The sequence below is a fragment of the Streptomyces monomycini genome (genome assembly GCF_022271435.1).
Taxonomy (GTDB): Bacteria; Actinomycetota; Actinomycetes; order Streptomycetales; family Streptomycetaceae; genus Streptomyces; species Streptomyces monomycini.
Map to the genome: position 1 here is coordinate 46914 of NZ_JAFIQY010000047.1, position 17286 is coordinate 64199.

Here is a 17286-nt window from a genome sequence, read left to right on the forward strand (position 1 = left end):
TGTCGCTTTGTCGGATTTATCGCAGCGCGTGTCCCGGCCGTCGCTGCGACGTTCGGGCTACTGCGGCCAGGCGTCGGCCAGCATCTTGCGGGTGTCGGCCAGCAGCTGCGGCAGCACCTTCGTCTGGCCCACGACGGGCATGAAGTTGGTGTCGCCGCCCCAGCGCGGTACGACGTGCTGGTGCAGGTGGGCGGCGATACCGGCGCCGGCCACGGCACCCTGGTTGAGGCCGATGTTGAAGCCGTGGGCGCCGGAGGCGGCGCGCAGCGTGGTCATCGCCCGCTTGGTGAACTCGGCCAGCTCCAGGGTCTCGGCCCGGTCCAGCTCGGTGTAGTCGGCCACGTGGCGGTACGGGACCGACATCAGGTGGCCGCCGTTGTACGGGTAGAGGTTGAGCACCGCGTACACGTGCTCGCCGCGGGCGATCACCAGCCCGTCCTCGTCCGACTTGGCCGGAATCGTGCAGAAGGGGCAGCCGTCCTCGGCGCCCGGTCCGGACGGTTTGTTCTCCCCCTGGATGTACGCCATCCGGTGGGGCGTCCACAGTCGCTGGAAGGCGTCCTGTGTCCCGACTCCGATCTGCTGCTCCGGCTCACTCGTCATGCGGGCCAGCATATTCCCCGGTCGCGCGGGCATGCGGCGAGGGGCGGCCCCGGGCTCCGGGACCGCCCCTCACTCAGAGCCGGGACCTCACACCTGGACCCGGCGCTCCACCGCGTCCAGGATCTCGGCGATCGCCTGCGCCTTCGGGATGCCGTTCTTCTGCGACCCGTCGCGGTAGCGGAAGGACACCGCGCCGTTGGCCACGTCCTCGTCACCCGCGATGATCATGTACGGCACCTTGCTGCGCTGCGCGTTCCTAATCTTCTTCTGCATCCGGTCCGAGGAGGCGTCCACCTCGACCCGGAGGCCCTTCTTCTTGGCCTCGGCCGCGAACTCCTGGAGGTACGGGACGTGGTCGTCGCCGATCGGGATGCCGGTCGCCTGCACGGGGGCCAGCCAGACCGGGAACGCGCCCGCGTAGTGCTCCAGCAGCACCGCGAAGAACCGCTCGATGGAGCCGAAGAGGGCTCGGTGGATCATCACCGGGCGCTGCTTGGAGCCGTCCGGCGCGGTGTACTCCAGGTCGAAGCGCTCCGGCAGGTTGAAGTCCAGCTGGACGGTCGACATCTGCCAGGTGCGGCCGATGGCGTCCTTGGTCTGCACCGAAATCTTCGGACCGTAGAACGCGGCGCCGCCCGGGTCCGGGACCAGCGGCAGGCCCTGCTTCTCGGCGACCTTGCGCAGCGTCTCGGTGGCCTCTTCCCAGACCTCGTCCGAGCCGACGAACTTCTCCGGGTCCTTGGTGGACAGCTCCAGGTAGAAGTCGGTCAGGCCGTAGTCGCGCAGCAGGTCCAGGACGAAGGTGAGCGTGGCGTCCAGCTCGTCCGCCATCTGCTCCTTGGTGCAGTAGATGTGCGCGTCGTCCTGGGTGAAGCCGCGGGCGCGGGTCAGGCCGTGCACCACACCGGACTTCTCGTACCGGTACACGGTCCCGAACTCGAACAGACGCAGCGGCAGTTCGCGGTACGAGCGGCCGCGCGCGTCGAAGACCAGGTTGTGCATCGGGCAGTTCATGGGCTTGAGGTAGTAGTCCACGCCCTCGTCGAGCTGCATGGGCGGGTACATGCCGTCGGCGTACCAGTCCAGGTGCCCCGACTTCTCGAAGAGCTTCCCCTTGGTGGCGTGCGGGGTGTAGACGAACTCGTAGTCCGCCTCCTCGTGACGCCGCCGCGAGTAGTCCTCCATGACCCGGCGGATGATGCCGCCCTTGGGGTGGAAGACCGCCAGACCCGAACCGATGTCCTCCGGGATGGAGAACAGGTCCAGCTCAGCGCCCAGCTTGCGGTGGTCGCGCTTCTCGGCCTCGGCGAGGAACTCCAGGTACGCCTTCAGCTCGTCCTTGGTCGGCCACGCGGTGCCGTAGATGCGCTGGAGCTGCTTGTTCTTCTCGCTGCCGCGCCAGTACGCGGCGGCCGAGCGCATCAGCTTGAAGGCCGGGATGACCCGGGTGCTGGGCAGGTGCGGGCCGCGGCACAGGTCCTTCCAGCACAGGTCGCCGCTCTTGGCGTCGAGGTTGTCGTAGATGGTCAGCTCGCCGGCGCCGACCTCGGCGGACGCGCCCTCGGCGGCCTCCGCGGCGGAGCCCTTGAGGCCGATCAGCTCCAGCTTGTACGGCTCGCCGGCCAGCTCCGCGCGGGCGTCGTCGTCGCTCACCACGCGCCGGGCGAACTTCTGCCCGCGCTTCTGGATCTCCTGCATCTTCTTCTCGATGCGCTTGAGGTCCTCGGGGGTGAACGGGGTCTCGACGTCGAAGTCGTAGTAGAAGCCGTCCTTGACGGGCGGGCCGATGCCCAGCTTCGCGTCCGGGAACAGCTCCTGCACGGCCTGCGCCATCACGTGCGCGGTGGAGTGCCGCAGGATGTTCAGGCCGTCCTCGCTGGCGATGTCGACGGGCTCGACCTCGTCGCCGTCGGCCGGCTCGTACGCCAGGTCCCTGAGCTGCCCGGCGACGCGGGCGGCGACGACGGAGCGCTCGCCCTGGAAGAGGTCGGCGGCCGTAGTGCCCGTGGTCACCACGCGTTCTTCCCGCTCGGAATCGCGTTGGATGGTCACACGGACGTCTGACACCGGTCTCTCCTGACTTCTCGGGCACGTCAGCGTTTGCTGCGCAGGCGAATCGTACCGAGCGACCGGTCTTCCTCGCGAAACGGTTACGGCGATCCCGGCGACGCGCCCGCTCCCCCGGCCCCGCGGGCAGCGGCGGGCGCACGGCCGGAACCCGTCCGGCCGTGCGCCCGCCCGCCGGTCACTCCCCCGGCAACGGCCCCCCGCACGCCTCCTCGAAAAAGTCCAGATTCTCCTGGAGCGACTTCAGCAGCCGATCGCGCTCCGCCTCGTCCACCTGGACGGGCGTGACGTCCGACGCCCCCGTGATGCGGCGGAAACCGCCCCGGCTCTCCAGCCGCCCGCTGACCCGGATCGGCAGGCCGACCAGATGGGCGTGCCCGGCGATCCGGTAGTCCTCCTCGTCCAGCGCGACCCGTACCTGGAGCACATCGGCCCCGGACAGCACCCGCAGCCGCACCACGCCGGGGCCGCCGGGGCGCTCGCGCCGCAGCCGCACCACCGCGCCGGTGACCCGCACCGGCAGGGACGGCTCGTCGCGGACGTAGCGCTGGGCGGCCTGCTGGAGCGCGGGCAGATCGCCGGGGGAGAACTCGACCGGTTCGGGCCGGGCGGCGAAGCCCGGGGGCGGGCCCGCCCCCGGCGACCACTCCACCGAGATCCGTACCCCTTCCGCGTCCCGCACCAGCGAGATCAGCGCTTCCGCCAGCTCATGGCACACCCCCAGCTCCACGGCGGCGTCGAACGCCTCCATGCCGCCGGTCGCCCGCTGGTAGTCGGTGGCGTCGCGGGTCGCGTGCAGCGCGCGCTGGAGCCCGGCGACGGCCGCGCGGCCCGCCGCCACCGGCACGTACGCGGTCAGCCGCCGCCCGGCCGGCGCGGGCCCGACCAGCACGTCCGTCATGAAGGCTTCGGCCTTGCGCTTGTGCCGGGCGCCGTAGAAGCCCGCCCTCCCGTACGTGCCGAGCGCACCGGCCATCAGCATCGAGCGGGCCGCCGTCCGCAGCTGCTCCTGCGCGACCCACGGGGTGCCGCCGATGCCGTCCTCCGGGACCTCGCGCTCCCAGCGCACCTCGTCGCTGGGCACCGCGAGCGCCGCCAAAACCTCGCGCGCCGACGGCGCGGCGCTGTGCGCGAGGGCGGCCAGCGCCTCCGCGATCAGGTCGGTGCTGTCCGGGAACGTCCGGGTCTGCGGTACGAGCAGACTGGTGCCCCCGGCGGCTCCGCCGGGCGGCGTCCAGCGGGCGTAGTGGCCGGCGGCGCCTCCCCGCCGCCGCCAGCCGTGCCGGGCCAGCAGGGCGCCGAGCACCGCCGGATCCAGCTGTGCCGGGTCCGGAAGCCGGAACGCGTACTCGTCGGTCGGCCGGTGCATCAGGGTCTCCCTCCCGCCCCGACCCGCGTCATGATCTCGCAGAGTGCGCGGTCGTCGAAGATCCGCGTGGTCGGGATCCGCACGTTGGTCCTGCGCCGCCCGGTCACCTCATGGCCGGCCAGGTTGATCCAGTAGCAGCTGTGCCGCAGTTCGAGCCGGTCGTGGTCCGCCCGCAGCCAGTCCTCCTGGGTCCGCGGCACCAGCATCACGACCAGGATCTTGTGCACCGCCACGGGCGTCCGCGCGAGCTTCACCAGATGGGCGTTGTCCAGGGTGAAGGCGAAGCTCGTGCCGGGCGGCCGGGGGCCGACCTGGTACGTGCACTTCAACTGCACCTTGATGGTCACTTCGTCGTCGACGGCATGGCCGGGCGCGCCGTGGCTGACGTGCCAGTCGATGCCGTTGTCCGGGAAGGGCTGGGCCAGCGAGCAGCCCGACGCGGCGGCCACCGCGTGAAGATAGCCCACCTGGAGCGTCTCCATACAGGCCGTGGTGGCGAGCGCGCCGCGCAGCGAAGCCGTGCACGCGGGCACCAGTCCCCCGGGATCGGGCTGCGCGAGCGTCATCGCTCAAGTGCCTTCCGGGCCGGGTCGTTCGAAGGGGCCGTCATCGTGGCGACGGCCCGTCGTGGTGTTCTTGTCCGTCCCAAGTGGTCAACAAACCAGGACGGTTCGACAACCGGAACCCTCGGGTATCACCTGGTCGGGTGGCCGCGTCGGGTCACCCGCCGCACGAGCGCGAGGAGTTGTGAAGATGCCGTGCTGGTACGACGGTCCGCTCGCTTCCTTCGACACCGAGACCACCGGGATCGACGTGGAGCGAGATCGCATCGTGTCCGCCGCCCTGGTCGTCCAGGAAACCCCGCGCAGCGTCCCCCGCGTCACCCGGTGGCTGATCAACCCGGGTGTGCCGGTCCCCGAAGCGGCCACCGCCGTGCACGGTCTGACGGACGGGCACCTCGCCCTGTACGGCCGCTGGCCTGCGCCCGTCATGGAGGAGATGGCCCGCGCGCTGACCGACCAGTCGCTCGCCGGGCGGCCGCTCATCGTGATGAACGCGCCGTTCGACCTGACCCTCCTCGACCGTGAACTGCGGCGGCACCGCGCCGCCTCGCTCACCCACTACCTGGGCGCCCACCCGCTGTCCGTGCTGGACCCGCGGGTGCTGGACAAGCACCTGGACCGCTACCGCAAGGGCCGCCGCACGCTCACGGACCTGTGCGCGGAGTACGGGGTCGAGCTGACCGGCGCGCACGAGGCCGCCGCGGACGCCCTCGCCGCCCTCCAGGTCGTACGGGCGCTGGGGCATCGGTACGCGGAGCGGCTGGAGTCGCTGAGCCCGGCGCAGCTGCACACCCGGCAGGCCGTGTGGCACGCCGCGCAGGCGCGCGGCCTGGAAGCGTGGTTCTCCCGTAACGGCACGGAGGAGGCGGTGGATCCGCACTGGCCGATGCGCCCGGACCTGCCGGCCGCCGCCTGAACGACGACGTAGGACACCCCCGCGTACGGCAGGACCCTGCCGGGCACCGGCGCGCCAACGCCGAGGGCCGGGCTGCCTGCTGGCAGCCCGGCCCTCGGTCCCGGTGGGCGATACTGGGTTCGAACCAGTGACCTCTTCGGTGTGAACGAAGCGCTCTCCCACTGAGCTAATCGCCCGGGTGTTTTCCGCTCCCGGGGTTTCCCCCGCGAACGACCTGAACAATACAGGCCGTCGAGCCTTTTCATCAAATTCCCCGCCCACGCATTCCCGTCCCCCGCAGCCTGGAGACCAGGCCCCGGTGTCCGGCGCGCATCATCAGCGTGTGATTGGCGAGGAAGAACGGCCGTCCCGGCAGCGCGAGCCGGCGTAACGACGGCTTGCGCACCTCGACCTCCTGCTCGAAGACGGCGCACGTCCCGCGGTCGGACGCGCCCACCGTCCAGCGCGCGAAGCCCTCCAGGTCGCCGCGCATCGCGATCTCCAGGACTCCGGTGCCCGGGTCGCGTCGCGTCTCGGTCGCCGTCACGGTGAGGACGTACGGGAGCAGGGACCGGAAGCTGGCGGTGCCGCTGCGCTCGCCGACGCGGGTCACCCGACGTACTTGCGGCCACCACTGCGGATACGTTTCTGCGTCCTCCAGGACGGCGAAGACCACCGGGGGCGGCGCGGACAGCCGCCATTCGCTGCGGAAGCGGTACCGGTGCAGGACGTGCTGCCAGTCGGCCATGGCCCCAGTCTGCCGTCCCGGCGGCGGCGCGGACCGGAGAACGACGACGGCCCGGAGGTCTGGGACCTCCGGGCCGTCGTCCGGTGTGGGCGATACTGGGTTCGAACCAGTGACCTCTTCGGTGTGAACGAAGCGCTCTCCCGCTGAGCTAATCGCCCGGGCGCAGCGCCAACATTACCGCACGTCGGAGGGGTGTCGTGACCACCCGCGGGGACGGGCGGCACTCACCCGGCCGCGCGTCCGTCACTCACCCGCGTTCCACGGCATGACGAAGCCGAACTTCCACAGGTACACGGCCAGGCCGGCCACGATGATCACGGCGCCGACGCCGGTCAGGATGATGTTCCGGCGCCGCACCTTCGGGTCCAGGGCCTTCTGCGTGGCCTCGGTGACCTTGCGCTTGGTCCAGCGCAGCACCAGCTGGGCCCAGACGAACTCGGTCGCCCAGATCGCCATGCCCGCGAAGATCACCAGCCAGCCCGGCCCGGGCAGCGGCAGCATGATGATGCCGCCGACGACCACCGCGAGGCCGACGACGAAGATGCCGACTTGCCAGCTCAGATGCAGGGGCCGGGAACGCTTGATGAAGTGCGGCGCCCGTGAGCCGAGTCGCTGTTCCACGTCCGCGGTCTCCCCCGCGGCGTCCTCTCGCGCGGCCGGGGCCGCCGCCGCGGCGGTGATCCCGACTCCCCCGTTACTCTCCGTATTCATGCGGCCCAACCTACCCGACGGATGACGGTCACCGGAATGGCCGCCGAGGAGGATTGGCAACTCCGCCGTAAGAGGTACCGGAAGTCACCCAAAACCCTCAGAGGGGTTTACAACGGCACCGTAGGTGGCATGTCGATTTCGCCGACGTGCGAATCCCCGAGCGCACACTGAGCGAAAGGCCCTGGCGCTTATGAACACCACGGTCAGCTGCGAGCTGCACCTGCGCCTCGTTGTGTCGAGCGAGTCGTCACTGCCTGTACCCGCGGGCCTGCGGTACGACACGGCGGATCCCTATGCCGTGCACGCGACCTTCCACACCGGAGCCGAGGAAACCGTCGAGTGGGTCTTCGCCCGCGACCTCCTCGCCGAGGGCCTGCACCGGCCCACGGGCACCGGAGACGTCCGCGTATGGCCGTCCCGGAGCCACGGACAGGGCGTTGTCTGCATCGCCCTGAGTTCCCCGGAAGGCGAGGCCCTCCTGGAAGCCCCGGCGCGGGCCCTGGAGTCGTTCCTGAAGAGGACCGACGCGGCGGTTCCACCCGGTACGGAGCACCGGCACTTCGATCTCGACACGGAGCTCTCCCACATCCTCGCGGAGAACTGAAAGGCGGCGCAGCAGCCCATCGCAGCCATCCACCGCACCGAACCGCTCACACCTGCACCGTCCGACTCGGGGCGACGGCACAGGACCGACAAGTTCATACGGCACGAGCCGGCGCCGTCGCCGCGGACCCACCGCGGAGACGGCGCCGAGGCTTGTTGGACGCGCTAGAGTCGGCGACCATTCGGCAAGGACACCGGGGCGGCGCCGTCCGACCCCACCCGGCCAGGGAGCGAAACCGTGATGATCACCCACGACACCCGGTGCGCGCTCGACGCGGTCGTCGACCTGTTGAACACCGCCCCGGAGGGCGACGCCCCCGGCGCCACCGACAGCCTGACCGACCTCGCGGCGCTCCAGGCGTTCGTCACGCGGAACGCGATCAGCGACGTGGGCACGCTCGGCGACCGTGACCTGGTTTCGGTACGGGCCGCAAGGGCCCGCTTCGCCGACGTCTTCGCGGCGCCGGACGACCGTACGGCCGCCGAGCGGCTCAACGACCTGGTCGCGGCGGCCGGCACCACACCGCGGCTGACCGACCACGACGGCTACGACTGGCACGTGCACTACTTCGCGCCGGGCGCCTCGCTCGCCGAGCACCTGGCAGCGGACGGCGGCATGGCGCTGGCGTTCCTGGTGGTCGCCGGGGAGCGGGAGCGGCTGCGGCACTGCGAGGCGCCGGACTGCCGGTTCGCCTTCGTGGACCTGTCCCGCAACCGTTCACGCCGCTACTGCGACAGCCGTACGTGCGGCAACCGGCTGCACGTCGCCGCGTACCGGGCGCGCCGCCGCGAAGCCACCCGCTGACGGTGCGGCCGGGGCCCGCCCCGCCCGTCGCCCCCTCGCCCGGCCTCACAGGACGAGGAGGTCGTGCAGGGCGCCGATGAGCAGCAGGACGGCGATGAAGGTGAGGAAGAGCATCAGCGGCGGCTGGGACAACGCGTAAAGGCAGCCACGCGGTTCGGGGGCCGGGGGGTCCGCCGCTGTGACGGCGGGGTCCCGGGCAAGGGCGCACTCGTCGTTCATCTCGCGCCGATGATGACGCAGATGATCAGGCGGAAACGCCCGGATCACCCCTCAGGGGCGCGAGTTCACCAGATCCCGTGCACTTCCGTGATCGCTACGGTGTCCGAGGGATCACCCGCACGGGCTGCGCGGCGCTTGCCGTACGGCGGCCCCGGAGGCTCTCTCGGCGGGCCCGGCGGCCTGCTCAGCGGCCCGGAGCCCTGCTCGGCGGCTTCGCCGGCCCGCCCTTCGAAACTCGGCCGCCGCGCTTCTCCGGACGATGCCGCGCAATGCTCAGATGCCGTGCTTCTTGAGGATGGCCTCGATGTCGGAGAAGTCCTCCTGCGGTGCGCCGCCCTTGCTCCGGCCCTTGGCCTGCGCCTGGGCCGCGGGCTGCGCGGCCCGCGCGCCCGCGCCGAGCGACGGTGCGGACGCCTTCGGCGCCACCGCCGCCGGGCCCTGCTGCCGGGCCGCGGCGCGCCGCTCCTTGCGGCTGCCGCCGGCCTTGAGGGAGTGCCGCTCGGCCACCCTGGCGATCATGAACAGGACCACGGAGAGGGCCAGCACCCCGAAGCCCGCCCAGACCACGGGCTTGAAGACCACCCCGGTCAGCCAGTCGATCACGCCGGTCATCGCCAGGCCCACGGGGACCAGCGAGACGGCCGCGATCCGGGTCGCGGCCAGGAAGCGCTTGCGGTAGGCGGTCAGCGCGGCGATGCCCAGGCCCGCCACCGACACCACGGTACAGATGGTCGAGCTCAGCATCCCCGGTCCTCCTGCCGATCGGTTCTCGTCCTCCGCCGCGCCCGGCCCGCTTCCGCGAGGCGGCGGCGCGACGCCCCTCTTGCCCTGCTCTGCCTCCATCCTGCCTCTTCCCGGGCGCCCGGTGCCACGATCCGGAGCAGGCTCAGGGACATCTAAGGGTCCGGCTCCTCCGCGGGTACCGGTTCGGCCGGGCTGCCGCGGGCTGGGAGACTGGGCGCATGAACGACGCCACGACCTCCGGTTCCGCCCGCCCCGTCGTCCTCGACGTGTGGTGCGAGCTGCAGTGCCCGGACTGCACCGCCGCGCTCGACGACCTGCGGGCCCTGCGCGAGCGGTTCGGGGACCGGCTGGACATCCGGCTGCGCCACTTCCCGCTGGCCAAGCACAAGCACGCCTACGCCGCGGCCCAGGCCGCCGAGGAGGCCATGGAGCAGGGCCAGGGCTGGCCGTTCGTGGAGGCCGTCCTGGCCCGTACGGAGGCGCTGGGCGCCAAGGGTGAGCAGCTGCTGCTCACGGTCGCCGGTGAACTGGGCCTGGACGCGGAGGAGATGGACACCGCGCTCATCGACGGACGGCACCTGCTGACCGTCGACGCGGACCAGGCGGAGGGCAAGGCGATCGGGGTGACCGGCACGCCCACGTACACGATCGGCGGGGAGCTGCTGGACGGCGGCAAGAGCCAGGACGGCCTGCGCGAGCGCATCGCGGAGATCGCCGACCGGCTGCTGGCCGAGCAGGCCTGACCCGCCCCCTGGCCCCGCCCGCCCGGCGCGCCGGGCCGGCTGCCCGCTCTCAGAGCAGGAGCTTGTGCAGGGAGTACTCGGTCGGCCGGTAGCCCAGGGTCTCGTAGAGGCCGCGGGCCCGCGGGTTGTCCACGTAGACGTTGAGCCCCAGGACGGTGCGGCCCGCTTCGAGGGTCTCCCGCTCGGCGATCAGCATGAGCGAACGGCCGTGCCCGCGCCCGCGGTGCTCCGGCACCACCCGGATGTCCATGACATAGCCGCCGGGCCGGGCCGGGTGGTACGTCGTGGTCCAGACGGTCCCGACGTCCGTGCCTTCATGGGTCAGCACCCGCAGCGACTGGTACGGGCTGGCCGGCCCGTCCGGGAGCAGCGCCGCGTGGTCCCGCGCCGCCTTGTCCGCCGCGCGCTCGCGTGGCATCCCGTTGGCCACCTGCGCCTCGACGTAGGTGCTGACCGCGGCGGTCAGCCAGGCCGGGTACTCCTCCGCGCCGAGCGGCCGGACGGTGCTGCCCGCGGGGAGCCCGGGCGGCGAGGTCAGCTCCTTGAGCATCCGGCGGCTGTGCTCCGTGTAACCGAGGGCGGCGGCCAGCCGCAGGGCCGGCTCCCCGTCGGCCGGCACGTCCACCGAGATCCGCCGGCAGCCCCAGCCGCGCAGCACCTCCTCGGCGGCGAGGGCCGCGACGGTGCCCCGGCCGCGGTGCCGGTCGCGTTCGTCGATGTGCAGGTCCGCGATGCGCCCGGCGGACAGGCCCAGCAGGGCGTCGGTGGCCAGAGTTATCCGGCCCACCGGGCGGCTGTTGACGCAGACTTCGTACGTACGGGCCCGGCCGCCGTCGTCGCGTCGTTCTTCGGGGCCGGCGGGGCGCAGCGTAGTGGTCACGCTGGCTTTCTACCCGGTTTTCCGGGCGTACGTCATCAGCGCGGGTCGAAGTCGGCGGCGGCGCGCTCCGCGAAGACCCGCATCGCCTCGGCGGTCAACGGTCCGGGCGTGTCACCCAGTTGGCGTCCGTCGATCCGGGTGACGGCCTGCACGTCGCGGAGCGTGGAGGTCAGGAAGACCTCGTCGGCGTACTCCAGGACGTCCAGCGGCAGGTCGGTCTCCTTGGCGCCGGTCCACTCGACGGCCAGGGCGCGGGTGATGCCCGCCAGGCAGCCGGAGGACAGCGGCGGGGTGTGCAGCACGCCGTCCAGGGCGACGAAGACGTTGGAGCCGGTGCCCTCGCAGAGCTGGCCGACGGTGTTGCCGAAGAGCGCCTCGGAGGCGCCCTCCGCCCGGGCACGGGCGAGCGCGACGACGTTCTCGCCGTAGGAAGTGCTCTTCAGGCCCGCCAGCGCGCCGCGCTCATTACGGGTCCAGGGGACGGTGACGACGGCCGTGGTGTCGGGGCGGCGCGGCGCCTCGCCGAGCGCGACGACCAGCGTGGGGGTCGCCTCGCCGCGGTCCGAGCCGAGGGGCGAGAGGCCGCCGGTGTAGGTGATGCGCAGCCGCCCGAGCGGTACGGGGTTGGCCTCCAGGACGGCCGCGGAGGCCCGCCGTACCTCGTCGAGGTCGGGGTCGGGGAGGCCGAGGCCGCGGGCGGAGGAGGTGAGCCGGTCCAGGTGGCGGGTGAGAGCGAAGGCCCGCCCGTCGACGGTCCGCAGCGTCTCGAAGACGCCGTCGCCGACCGTCAGGCCGTGGTCGAGGACCGAGACCCGGGCGCCCTCGGCGTCGCGCAGTCCTCCGTCGAGCCAGATCTTCATGGTCGTGTCCCTCCGCCGCTCGGCTCGTGCAGGCCCGACGCTACCGCCAGCAGTCTGCGGGCCTTCAGCTCGGTCTCGTCCCACTCCCCCTCGGGGTCGGAACCCCAGGTGATGCCCGCTCCGGCGCCGAAGCGCAGTACCGGCGCCTCGGGGGCCGCGCGGTCGATCCAGAACGTACGGATGCCCACCGCCAGCTCGCCGGTGCCGCGGTCGGCGTCCACCCAGCCGATGCCGCCGCAGTACGGGCCGCGGGGCGCGGTCTCCAGTTCCTCGATGACGCGCTGCGACGCGAGCTTCGGGGCGCCGGTGATGGAGCCCGCCGGGAAGGTGGCCTCGAAGAGGTCCGCCCAGCCGGTCTTCTCGTGCTCCTCCGCCAGCTCCCCGCGCACGGTGGAGACGAGGTGGACCAGGCCGGGGTGCGCCTCGACCGCGCAGAGTGCCGGGACGGTGACGGAGCCGGTGCGGCAGACCTGGCCGAGGTCGTTGCGGACCAGGTCCACGATCATCACGTTCTCCGCCCGGTCCTTGTCCCGCAGGTCCTCGGGCACCCGGCCGGTGCCCTTGATCGGGCCGGACTCGACGGTGCGCCCGTCGCGGCGCAGAAACAGTTCGGGAGAGGCGGTGGCGACCTCGGTGCCGTGCGCGGGGAGGCGGACCGTGCCCGCGTACGGGGCCGGGTTGCCGCGGGCCAGGGCGGCGGACAGCGCGTCGACGTCGGCGCGCGCGGGGTCCGGCAGCGGCGCACTGAGAATCCGGCAGAGGTTCACCTGGTAGACCTCGCCGGCGGCTATGTGGGCGCGTATGCGCCGTACGCCCTCGATGTAGGCGGCGCGGTCCAGCGAACTGCGCCAGTCCCCGGGGGCCGGGCCCCGCCAGCGGGCGGGGTCGGGCGGGGGCACCGCCCCGGTCTCCCGTACGTCCCCGAAGCGCGCGCAGAGCAGACCGCCCTCGTAGTCGGCGACGACGGCCCACCACCCCGCCGAGTCCAGTGCCTCCGGATCACGGGTGACATCGCGCAGGTCAGTGGCTGTACGGCCGCCGAAACGGGCCAGCGGAGGGAGGTCGTTCACGCCATCGAGTCTATGGCTGGGGCCCGGCACCCGCCCCGATCGGGCGCGCAGCGCAGCACGCTGCACAAACGCGTTTTTGTACTGGCCCAGGAATCCGCTAGAGTTCAACACGTCGCCGGGACGCGGAAGCGAAACGGAGACGCGGTTCCTCCCCGGACCTGGTCCGGAAAGGCGCCTGCGGACGTAGCTCAGTTGGTAGAGCACCACCTTGCCAAGGTGGATGTCGCGAGTTCGAGTCTCGTCGTCCGCTCGAAGTGGGGGATCTTCCCGACCCCCGCACTCCTGGTGGAGTGGCCGAGAGGCGAGGCAACGGCCTGCAAAGCCGTCTACACGGGTTCAAATCCCGTCTCCACCTCCAAGGACGATTAGCTCAGCGGGAGAGCGCTTCCCTGACACGGAAGAGGTCACTGGTTCAATCCCAGTATCGTCCACTGGTCCACAAGGACCGATCCCCCGGCCTTCGGGCAGGGCGGAACCCGCGCGATTAGCTCAGCGGGAGAGCGCTTCCCTGACACGGAAGAGGTCACTGGTTCAATCCCAGTATCGCGCACGCAGCACCCCGCGGCCCCTGGCCGCGGTCCCGAGGACGATTAGCTCAGCGGGAGAGCGCTTCCCTGACACGGAAGAGGTCACTGGTTCAATCCCAGTATCGTCCACACCGAAGGCCGAGGGCCGGAGCTTCTGCTCCGGCCCTCGGTCGTTCCCGGTCGTTGTGGCGTCTCGTGGCGGTCGCGTCGCGGGCCTCAGGAGGAGAAGAGCATCCGGCCGAAGCCGCGCTGCCCGTGACGGCCGTGGTGTCCGTGGTGGCCGTAGTGCCCCTGGTGCGGTGCGCCCCACGCGGGGGCGGACGGGTACGCCTGGGGGCCGGGCGGGGGCGGCGGGGCCTGCTGGGCCCACTGCGTCTCCATACGGGACAGCGCCTCCAGCTCCCCGTAGTCCAGGAAGATCCCCCGGCAGCCGGCGCACTGCTCGATCTGCACGCCGTTGCGGTTGTACGTCTGCATCGGTGCATGACATTTGGGACAGTGCATGGCGCTCATCTCCTGTCAGGAGGGCGGCTCTCCGGAACGTCCGTCCGGCGGTGACGTTTTCAGCCTACGGCTCCGACCGGTCCGCCAACTCGGTTCCGGCGCAAGCCATCCGGCCGCAGGCGTCCACGACGGCCCACTCGTCCTCGTCCAGCGGCCGGCCCTCCGCGACGGCCTTGGCGACGGCGAGCGCCGCGGTCTGGACCGTCAGGGCGCGGGCCGGGGTGTCCAGTTCCGGCCAGGGATCACCGCCGGGGCGTACGGCGGGTCCGCCGGCCGCCCGGTAGGCGCCGAGGAATCGGGACCAGACGGCGGGGGCCAGCAACCCGGTGGCGAACCAGGCGGCGGGGCGGGCCAGGTCCCACGCCGGGTCGCCGAGCCCCAGGTCGTCGATGTCTATGAGGAACCAGGAGCCGTCGGGGACGGGGTGCCTGACGAGCTGTCCGAGGTGGAGATCGCCGTGGCAGAGGGCGGTCGCGCGGGGCGGCGGGGCTGCGTCGCGGGCCCATGGGGGCAGCCGTGTCCAGGCACGTTCGACGGTGGCGGCGGCGCACCGTAGGGCAGATGTGGGCGGGGCGGCCCCGGGAGCCGGTCGCGTGGTCGCGGCGCGCATACGGGCCAGGGCGCGGGCGGCCTTCGCCGGGCCGCGCATCGGCGGGACCGGGCCGGGCAGCCGGGCCGGCGCGACGGTGTGCAGCCGGGCGAGCAGCCGGGCCGTCTCCTCCCAGGGGGCGGCGTCCGGCACGTCCGGTGAGACCGGCAGGCCGTATGGCCAGCGCGTCGCGGGGCGGCCGTCGGGGAGCAGGTGGAGGAGGCCGTCGGAGCCGGCCGCCGGTGGCGACGGCAGGGGCGGGAGGGGCAGGGGTGGCAGCAGGATGCCGTGCAGCGCGGGGTGTGCGGCGATACGGAGCCGGACGGCCAGCCGGTCCGGGTCGCAGTCGGGAGCGTGCGCCTTGGCCACGACACGCCCGCAGCGGACGAGGGTGGCGTCGGGGCGGTCGGCGAGGAGGGTGGGGCGGTGAGCGGGGTCGGGGCCGGGGCCGGGGCCGGGGCCGCGATCGGCTTCGGGACCGGGGCCGGGACCGGGCTCAGGGTCGGGATCAGCCTCGGAATTGGCATCGGCATCGGCCCCGGCCGCCAGGGCGGCCAGGCGGGCGAGGCGTGGCGCGGTCGCGGACATCGTTCCCCCGGGACGGAGTGGTTCGCCGGGACGGAGAGGTTCGCCGGGGATCGTACGCCGCCGGGCGGTGCCGGGCCCCGGACAGGCCGATGGCCGGGCATCTCCCCAGATGCCCGGCCACTCGTGCCGTCCGCCGCACCCCCGTCCCCACGGGGTTGTAGACCGGAAGGTCCCCCGTCCCGGGCCGCTCTCCCAGGACCGGGACGCCTCAGCGCCCCAGCATTCCGGCCACGGACGACGCCTGTGTCATGACGGCTTCCCAGCCGCCGAACACCACGGCGAGCAGGACCGCCAGCGGCAGCACCATGGCCACCGCGACGAGTGGATGGCGGGTACCTGAACGCTGCCCGCCGAACGCCGAGGCGGCCCTGCGCCCTTGCGTGCGGACGGCCGTGCGCCCGAAGCTGTCTGCCATCGCCCTGCTCCCCGTCGAATTGGGGCGGCGGGCGTCTGACCTCGGGGGACGAGTGCGTTCGCCCGCCGCTTGCACCCAACATTAGGGAACCGGCGGGCCCGGGGCGTCATGCCGTCGTACCGATTGGACGGCCTCCGGGAGGATGACGGTACGCCCCGCCGCGTACTCCCCTGGGTGGAGACACCGGCCCGGAACCCCGGGTCATCCCGGAGGGGACGCGCGCCCGGCGGCGGTCTCGGACTCCTCGGCCCGCGGCACGGGGTGCTCGACCAGGGCCAGCACCCGGCTGGCCATGAACCGGGCCGTCCGCACCACCGAGCCGCTACGGGTGACTTCGCTCACTTCCACCACTCCCCTGCGCACCGCCGTCTCGACCCTGCGGCCCGCCCTGCTCGCCACCACTTCGTACGTCCGGGTCGTGTCCCCGGCGTCCACGACGATCTCGACTCGGTCACCCTTCACCGCGCCAATCCCCCTTCCGCGACGGATCATTGGGAGCACGCGCGACAGGCCGGGCCGCGCCGGGCCCGGATTCCTGCCGCTCTTTCAGAATCCCACCGTGCACTGACAATCCGGCTGCCGACTCATGCGCGGCCTATCAGCACAGCGAGCCGTCAATCCGTAAGCTGTGCCTCGTCAGACGGGACCGGGCAGCGGGGATGGACATGGCGATGATGCGGCTCCGGCGCGAGGACCCGCGTGTCGTCGGTTCGTACCGGCTGCACCGGCGGCTCGGCGCGGGCGGGATGGGTGTGGTCTATCTCGGCTCCGACAAGCGCGGGCAGCGGGTGGCTCTGAAGGTCATCCGGCCGGACCTGGCCGAGGACCAGGAGTTCCGTTCGCGGTTCGCCCGCGAGGTGTCGGCCGCGCGGCGGATCCGCGGCGGCTGTACGGCGCGGCTGGTGGCCGCCGACCTCGACGCGGACCGGCCGTGGTTCGCCACGCAGTACGTCCCCGGGCCCTCGCTGCACGACAAGGTCAACGACGAGGGGCCGCTGTACCCGGCGCAGGTCGCCTCGATCGGCGCCGCGCTCTCCGAGGGCCTGCTGGCGGTGCACGACGCCGGTGTGGTCCACCGCGACCTGAAGCCGTCCAACATCCTGCTCTCCCCCAAGGGCCCGCGCATCATCGACTTCGGCATCGCGTGGGCCACCGGCGCGAGCACGCTCACCCACGTCGGTACGGCGGTCGGCTCGCCCGGGTTCCTCGCGCCGGAGCAGGTGCGCGGCGCGGCCGTGACCCCGGCGACGGACATCTTCGCGCTCGGCGCCACGCTCGCGTACGCCTGCACGGCGGACTCTCCCTTCGGCCAGGGCAGTTCGGAGGTCATGCTCTACCGCGTCGTCCACGAGGAGGCGCACCTGGGCGGCGTCCCGGACGCGTTGGCGCCGCTGCTGGCGGCCTGTCTGGCCAAGGACCCGGCGGACCGGCCCTCCACGCTGTCGCTGTCGCTGCGGCTGAAGGAGATCGCCGCGCGGGAGGCGCAGGGGCTGTCGCTGCCGGGCGGGTCCGGCGGCGAGGGGATGCCCGGCGGGGCCGGGCGCGGCCGGGCCGGTCGTGGTCCGTCGTCCGAGCGTGGCGCGTCCCCGGACCGGGGGGTGCCCTCGGAGCGGGGAGCCGCGTCCGAGCGGAGCACTCCGGCGCGGGCCAGGCCCGTACGGCCGCAGGCGGACCGGCCGACCGGCAAGCGCGCGGAGGAGTACGCGCGGCAGCGGACAGAGCGGCGCCCGGCCGGCACGCCGACGCCGCGCCCGCAGGCGCCCCGCGCGGGTGCGGCGGGGCG

At 72.7% G+C, this 17286-nt stretch carries 20 protein-coding genes and 7 tRNA genes; 10 read left to right on the plus strand and 17 right to left on the minus strand.

What is annotated here, in order from left to right:
• Positions 1–57: 57 nt before the first annotated feature.
• From JXZ78_RS34630 to JXZ78_RS34645, 4 genes are all read right to left on the minus strand, one after another.
• A complete protein-coding gene (locus JXZ78_RS34630; RefSeq protein WP_030024201.1) occupies positions 58–615 on the minus strand; it encodes an HIT family protein in 558 nt (185 codons plus the stop codon).
• 75 nt (positions 616–690) lie between these two features.
• Positions 691–2670 (minus strand): threonine--tRNA ligase, encoded by a 1980-nt coding sequence (gene thrS, locus JXZ78_RS34635; protein ID WP_030024202.1) that lies wholly within the window; start codon positions 2668–2670, stop codon positions 691–693.
• Positions 2671–2848: 178 nt separating this feature from the next.
• Positions 2849–4039, minus strand: coding sequence for a hypothetical protein (locus JXZ78_RS34640; protein WP_033039807.1), 1191 nt, complete (start codon positions 4037–4039; stop codon positions 2849–2851).
• Positions 4039–4605, minus strand: a complete 567-nt coding sequence (locus JXZ78_RS34645) for a DUF4365 domain-containing protein (RefSeq protein WP_030024204.1) — start codon at positions 4603–4605, stop codon at positions 4039–4041. Before JXZ78_RS34645 ends, JXZ78_RS34640 begins: the two co-directional genes overlap by 1 nt.
• Before the next feature lie 187 nt (positions 4606–4792).
• Here JXZ78_RS34645 and JXZ78_RS34650 point away from each other — a divergent pair, with 187 nt between their 5' ends.
• Positions 4793–5518 carry an exonuclease domain-containing protein gene (locus tag JXZ78_RS34650; protein WP_030024205.1) on the plus strand — a complete coding sequence of 242 codons (726 nt, stop codon included), beginning with the start codon at positions 4793–4795 and terminating at the stop codon, positions 5516–5518.
• 104 nt (positions 5519–5622) lie between these two features.
• On the opposite strand, the gene JXZ78_RS34655 is transcribed toward JXZ78_RS34650, so the two are convergent.
• From JXZ78_RS34655 to JXZ78_RS34670, 4 genes are all read right to left on the minus strand, one after another.
• Positions 5623–5694, minus strand: a tRNA-Val gene (locus JXZ78_RS34655).
• Positions 5695–5762: 68 nt separating this feature from the next.
• Positions 5763–6245, minus strand: a complete 483-nt coding sequence (locus tag JXZ78_RS34660; RefSeq protein WP_030024206.1) for an SRPBCC family protein — start codon at positions 6243–6245, stop codon at positions 5763–5765.
• 86 nt (positions 6246–6331) lie between these two features.
• Positions 6332–6403, minus strand: a tRNA-Val gene (locus JXZ78_RS34665).
• 85 nt (positions 6404–6488) lie between these two features.
• The gene (locus tag JXZ78_RS34670) at positions 6489–6956 is read right to left on the minus strand and encodes a TIGR02611 family protein (RefSeq protein ID WP_030024208.1); all 468 of its coding nucleotides are present in this window, start codon (positions 6954–6956) and stop codon (positions 6489–6491) included.
• Between the two features lie 190 nt (positions 6957–7146).
• Between JXZ78_RS34670 and JXZ78_RS34675 the strand changes: the two genes are divergently transcribed.
• The gene (locus tag JXZ78_RS34675; RefSeq protein WP_003987206.1) at positions 7147–7560 is read left to right on the plus strand and encodes an SsgA family sporulation/cell division regulator; all 414 of its coding nucleotides are present in this window, start codon (positions 7147–7149) and stop codon (positions 7558–7560) included.
• A 237-nt stretch (positions 7561–7797) separates the two neighbouring features.
• Positions 7798–8364: a CGNR zinc finger domain-containing protein gene (locus tag JXZ78_RS34680; protein ID WP_030024209.1), complete on the plus strand. Its 567-nt coding sequence runs from the start codon at positions 7798–7800 to the stop codon at positions 8362–8364.
• Between the two features lie 45 nt (positions 8365–8409).
• On the opposite strand, the gene JXZ78_RS34685 is transcribed toward JXZ78_RS34680, so the two are convergent.
• Together JXZ78_RS34685 and JXZ78_RS34690 are read right to left on the minus strand one after the other, a co-directional pair.
• A complete protein-coding gene (locus tag JXZ78_RS34685) occupies positions 8410–8583 on the minus strand; it encodes a hypothetical protein (RefSeq protein ID WP_167745478.1) in 174 nt (57 codons plus the stop codon).
• Between the two features lie 273 nt (positions 8584–8856).
• Positions 8857–9327 (minus strand): hypothetical protein, encoded by a 471-nt coding sequence (locus tag JXZ78_RS34690; RefSeq protein WP_030024210.1) that lies wholly within the window; start codon positions 9325–9327, stop codon positions 8857–8859.
• Positions 9328–9545: 218 nt separating this feature from the next.
• On the opposite strand from JXZ78_RS34690, the gene JXZ78_RS34695 reads away from it, so the two are divergent.
• Positions 9546–10070 carry a DsbA family protein gene (locus tag JXZ78_RS34695; RefSeq protein WP_030024211.1) on the plus strand — a complete coding sequence of 175 codons (525 nt, stop codon included), beginning with the start codon at positions 9546–9548 and terminating at the stop codon, positions 10068–10070.
• A gap of 49 nt (positions 10071–10119) precedes the next feature.
• Here JXZ78_RS34695 and JXZ78_RS34700 read toward each other — a convergent pair whose 3' ends face one another.
• Genes JXZ78_RS34700 through JXZ78_RS34710 form a run of 3 tightly spaced genes read right to left on the minus strand, consistent with a single transcriptional unit; the run spans position 10120 to position 12880 of the window.
• Positions 10120–10950: a GNAT family N-acetyltransferase gene (locus tag JXZ78_RS34700; RefSeq protein WP_030024213.1), complete on the minus strand. Its 831-nt coding sequence runs from the start codon at positions 10948–10950 to the stop codon at positions 10120–10122.
• A gap of 35 nt (positions 10951–10985) precedes the next feature.
• Positions 10986–11810 (minus strand): aminotransferase class IV, encoded by an 825-nt coding sequence (locus tag JXZ78_RS34705; RefSeq protein WP_030024214.1) that lies wholly within the window; start codon positions 11808–11810, stop codon positions 10986–10988.
• The gene (locus JXZ78_RS34710; protein WP_030024216.1) at positions 11807–12880 is read right to left on the minus strand and encodes a chorismate-binding protein; all 1074 of its coding nucleotides are present in this window, start codon (positions 12878–12880) and stop codon (positions 11807–11809) included. The genes JXZ78_RS34705 and JXZ78_RS34710 overlap by 4 nt, the downstream gene beginning before the upstream one ends.
• 177 nt (positions 12881–13057) lie before the next feature.
• Between JXZ78_RS34710 and JXZ78_RS34715 the strand changes: the two genes are divergently transcribed.
• The 5 genes from JXZ78_RS34715 (at position 13058) to JXZ78_RS34735 (ending at position 13536) form a co-directional block, all read left to right on the plus strand.
• Positions 13058–13130, plus strand: a tRNA-Gly gene (locus tag JXZ78_RS34715).
• Positions 13131–13164: 34 nt separating this feature from the next.
• Positions 13165–13238, plus strand: a tRNA-Cys gene (locus JXZ78_RS34720).
• A gap of 1 nt (position 13239) precedes the next feature.
• A tRNA-Val gene (locus JXZ78_RS34725) sits at positions 13240–13311 on the plus strand.
• A gap of 47 nt (positions 13312–13358) precedes the next feature.
• Positions 13359–13430 (plus strand) — tRNA-Val (locus tag JXZ78_RS34730).
• 34 nt (positions 13431–13464) lie between these two features.
• Positions 13465–13536 (plus strand) — tRNA-Val (locus tag JXZ78_RS34735).
• Between the two features lie 87 nt (positions 13537–13623).
• On the opposite strand, the gene JXZ78_RS34740 is transcribed toward JXZ78_RS34735, so the two are convergent.
• From JXZ78_RS34740 to JXZ78_RS34755, 4 genes are all read right to left on the minus strand, one after another.
• Complete coding sequence (locus JXZ78_RS34740) at positions 13624–13911, minus strand: TFIIB-type zinc ribbon-containing protein (RefSeq protein ID WP_078623908.1); 288 nt, start codon at positions 13909–13911, stop codon at positions 13624–13626.
• A 64-nt stretch (positions 13912–13975) separates the two neighbouring features.
• Positions 13976–15088, minus strand: coding sequence for a phosphotransferase (locus JXZ78_RS34745; protein ID WP_078623909.1), 1113 nt, complete (start codon positions 15086–15088; stop codon positions 13976–13978).
• A 208-nt stretch (positions 15089–15296) separates the two neighbouring features.
• Positions 15297–15503 carry a hypothetical protein gene (locus JXZ78_RS34750; RefSeq protein WP_030017270.1) on the minus strand — a complete coding sequence of 69 codons (207 nt, stop codon included), beginning with the start codon at positions 15501–15503 and terminating at the stop codon, positions 15297–15299.
• A 201-nt stretch (positions 15504–15704) separates the two neighbouring features.
• Complete coding sequence (locus JXZ78_RS34755) at positions 15705–15965, minus strand: DUF8836 family protein (protein ID WP_030017271.1); 261 nt, start codon at positions 15963–15965, stop codon at positions 15705–15707.
• 209 nt (positions 15966–16174) lie between these two features.
• Here JXZ78_RS34755 and JXZ78_RS34760 point away from each other — a divergent pair.
• On the plus strand, positions 16175–17286 hold a 1112-nt coding region (locus JXZ78_RS34760), incomplete at its 3' end, for a serine/threonine-protein kinase (protein ID WP_372498468.1).

Coding starts and splice junctions, on each gene's coding strand:
- JXZ78_RS34630 (WP_030024201.1), bottom strand. CDS start 615: ATGCTGGCCCGCATGACGAGTGAGCCGGAGCAGCAGATCGGAGTCGGG.
- JXZ78_RS34640 (WP_033039807.1), bottom strand. CDS start 4,039: ATGCACCGGCCGACCGACGAGTACGCGTTCCGGCTTCCGGACCCGGCA.
- JXZ78_RS34645 (WP_030024204.1), bottom strand. CDS start 4,605: ATGACGCTCGCGCAGCCCGATCCCGGGGGACTGGTGCCCGCGTGCACG.
- JXZ78_RS34650 (WP_030024205.1), top strand. CDS start 4,793: ATGCCGTGCTGGTACGACGGTCCGCTCGCTTCCTTCGACACCGAGACC.
- JXZ78_RS34660 (WP_030024206.1), bottom strand. CDS start 6,245: ATGGCCGACTGGCAGCACGTCCTGCACCGGTACCGCTTCCGCAGCGAA.
- JXZ78_RS34670 (WP_030024208.1), bottom strand. CDS start 6,956: ATGAATACGGAGAGTAACGGGGGAGTCGGGATCACCGCCGCGGCGGCG.
- JXZ78_RS34675 (WP_003987206.1), top strand. CDS start 7,147: ATGAACACCACGGTCAGCTGCGAGCTGCACCTGCGCCTCGTTGTGTCG.
- JXZ78_RS34685 (WP_167745478.1), bottom strand. CDS start 8,583: ATGAACGACGAGTGCGCCCTTGCCCGGGACCCCGCCGTCACAGCGGCG.
- JXZ78_RS34690 (WP_030024210.1), bottom strand. CDS start 9,327: ATGCTGAGCTCGACCATCTGTACCGTGGTGTCGGTGGCGGGCCTGGGC.
- JXZ78_RS34695 (WP_030024211.1), top strand. CDS start 9,546: ATGAACGACGCCACGACCTCCGGTTCCGCCCGCCCCGTCGTCCTCGAC.
- JXZ78_RS34705 (WP_030024214.1), bottom strand. CDS start 11,810: ATGAAGATCTGGCTCGACGGAGGACTGCGCGACGCCGAGGGCGCCCGG.
- JXZ78_RS34740 (WP_078623908.1), bottom strand. CDS start 13,911: ATGCACTGTCCCAAATGTCATGCACCGATGCAGACGTACAACCGCAAC.
- JXZ78_RS34745 (WP_078623909.1), bottom strand. CDS start 15,088: ATGTCCGCGACCGCGCCACGCCTCGCCCGCCTGGCCGCCCTGGCGGCC.
- JXZ78_RS34750 (WP_030017270.1), bottom strand. CDS start 15,503: ATGGCAGACAGCTTCGGGCGCACGGCCGTCCGCACGCAAGGGCGCAGG.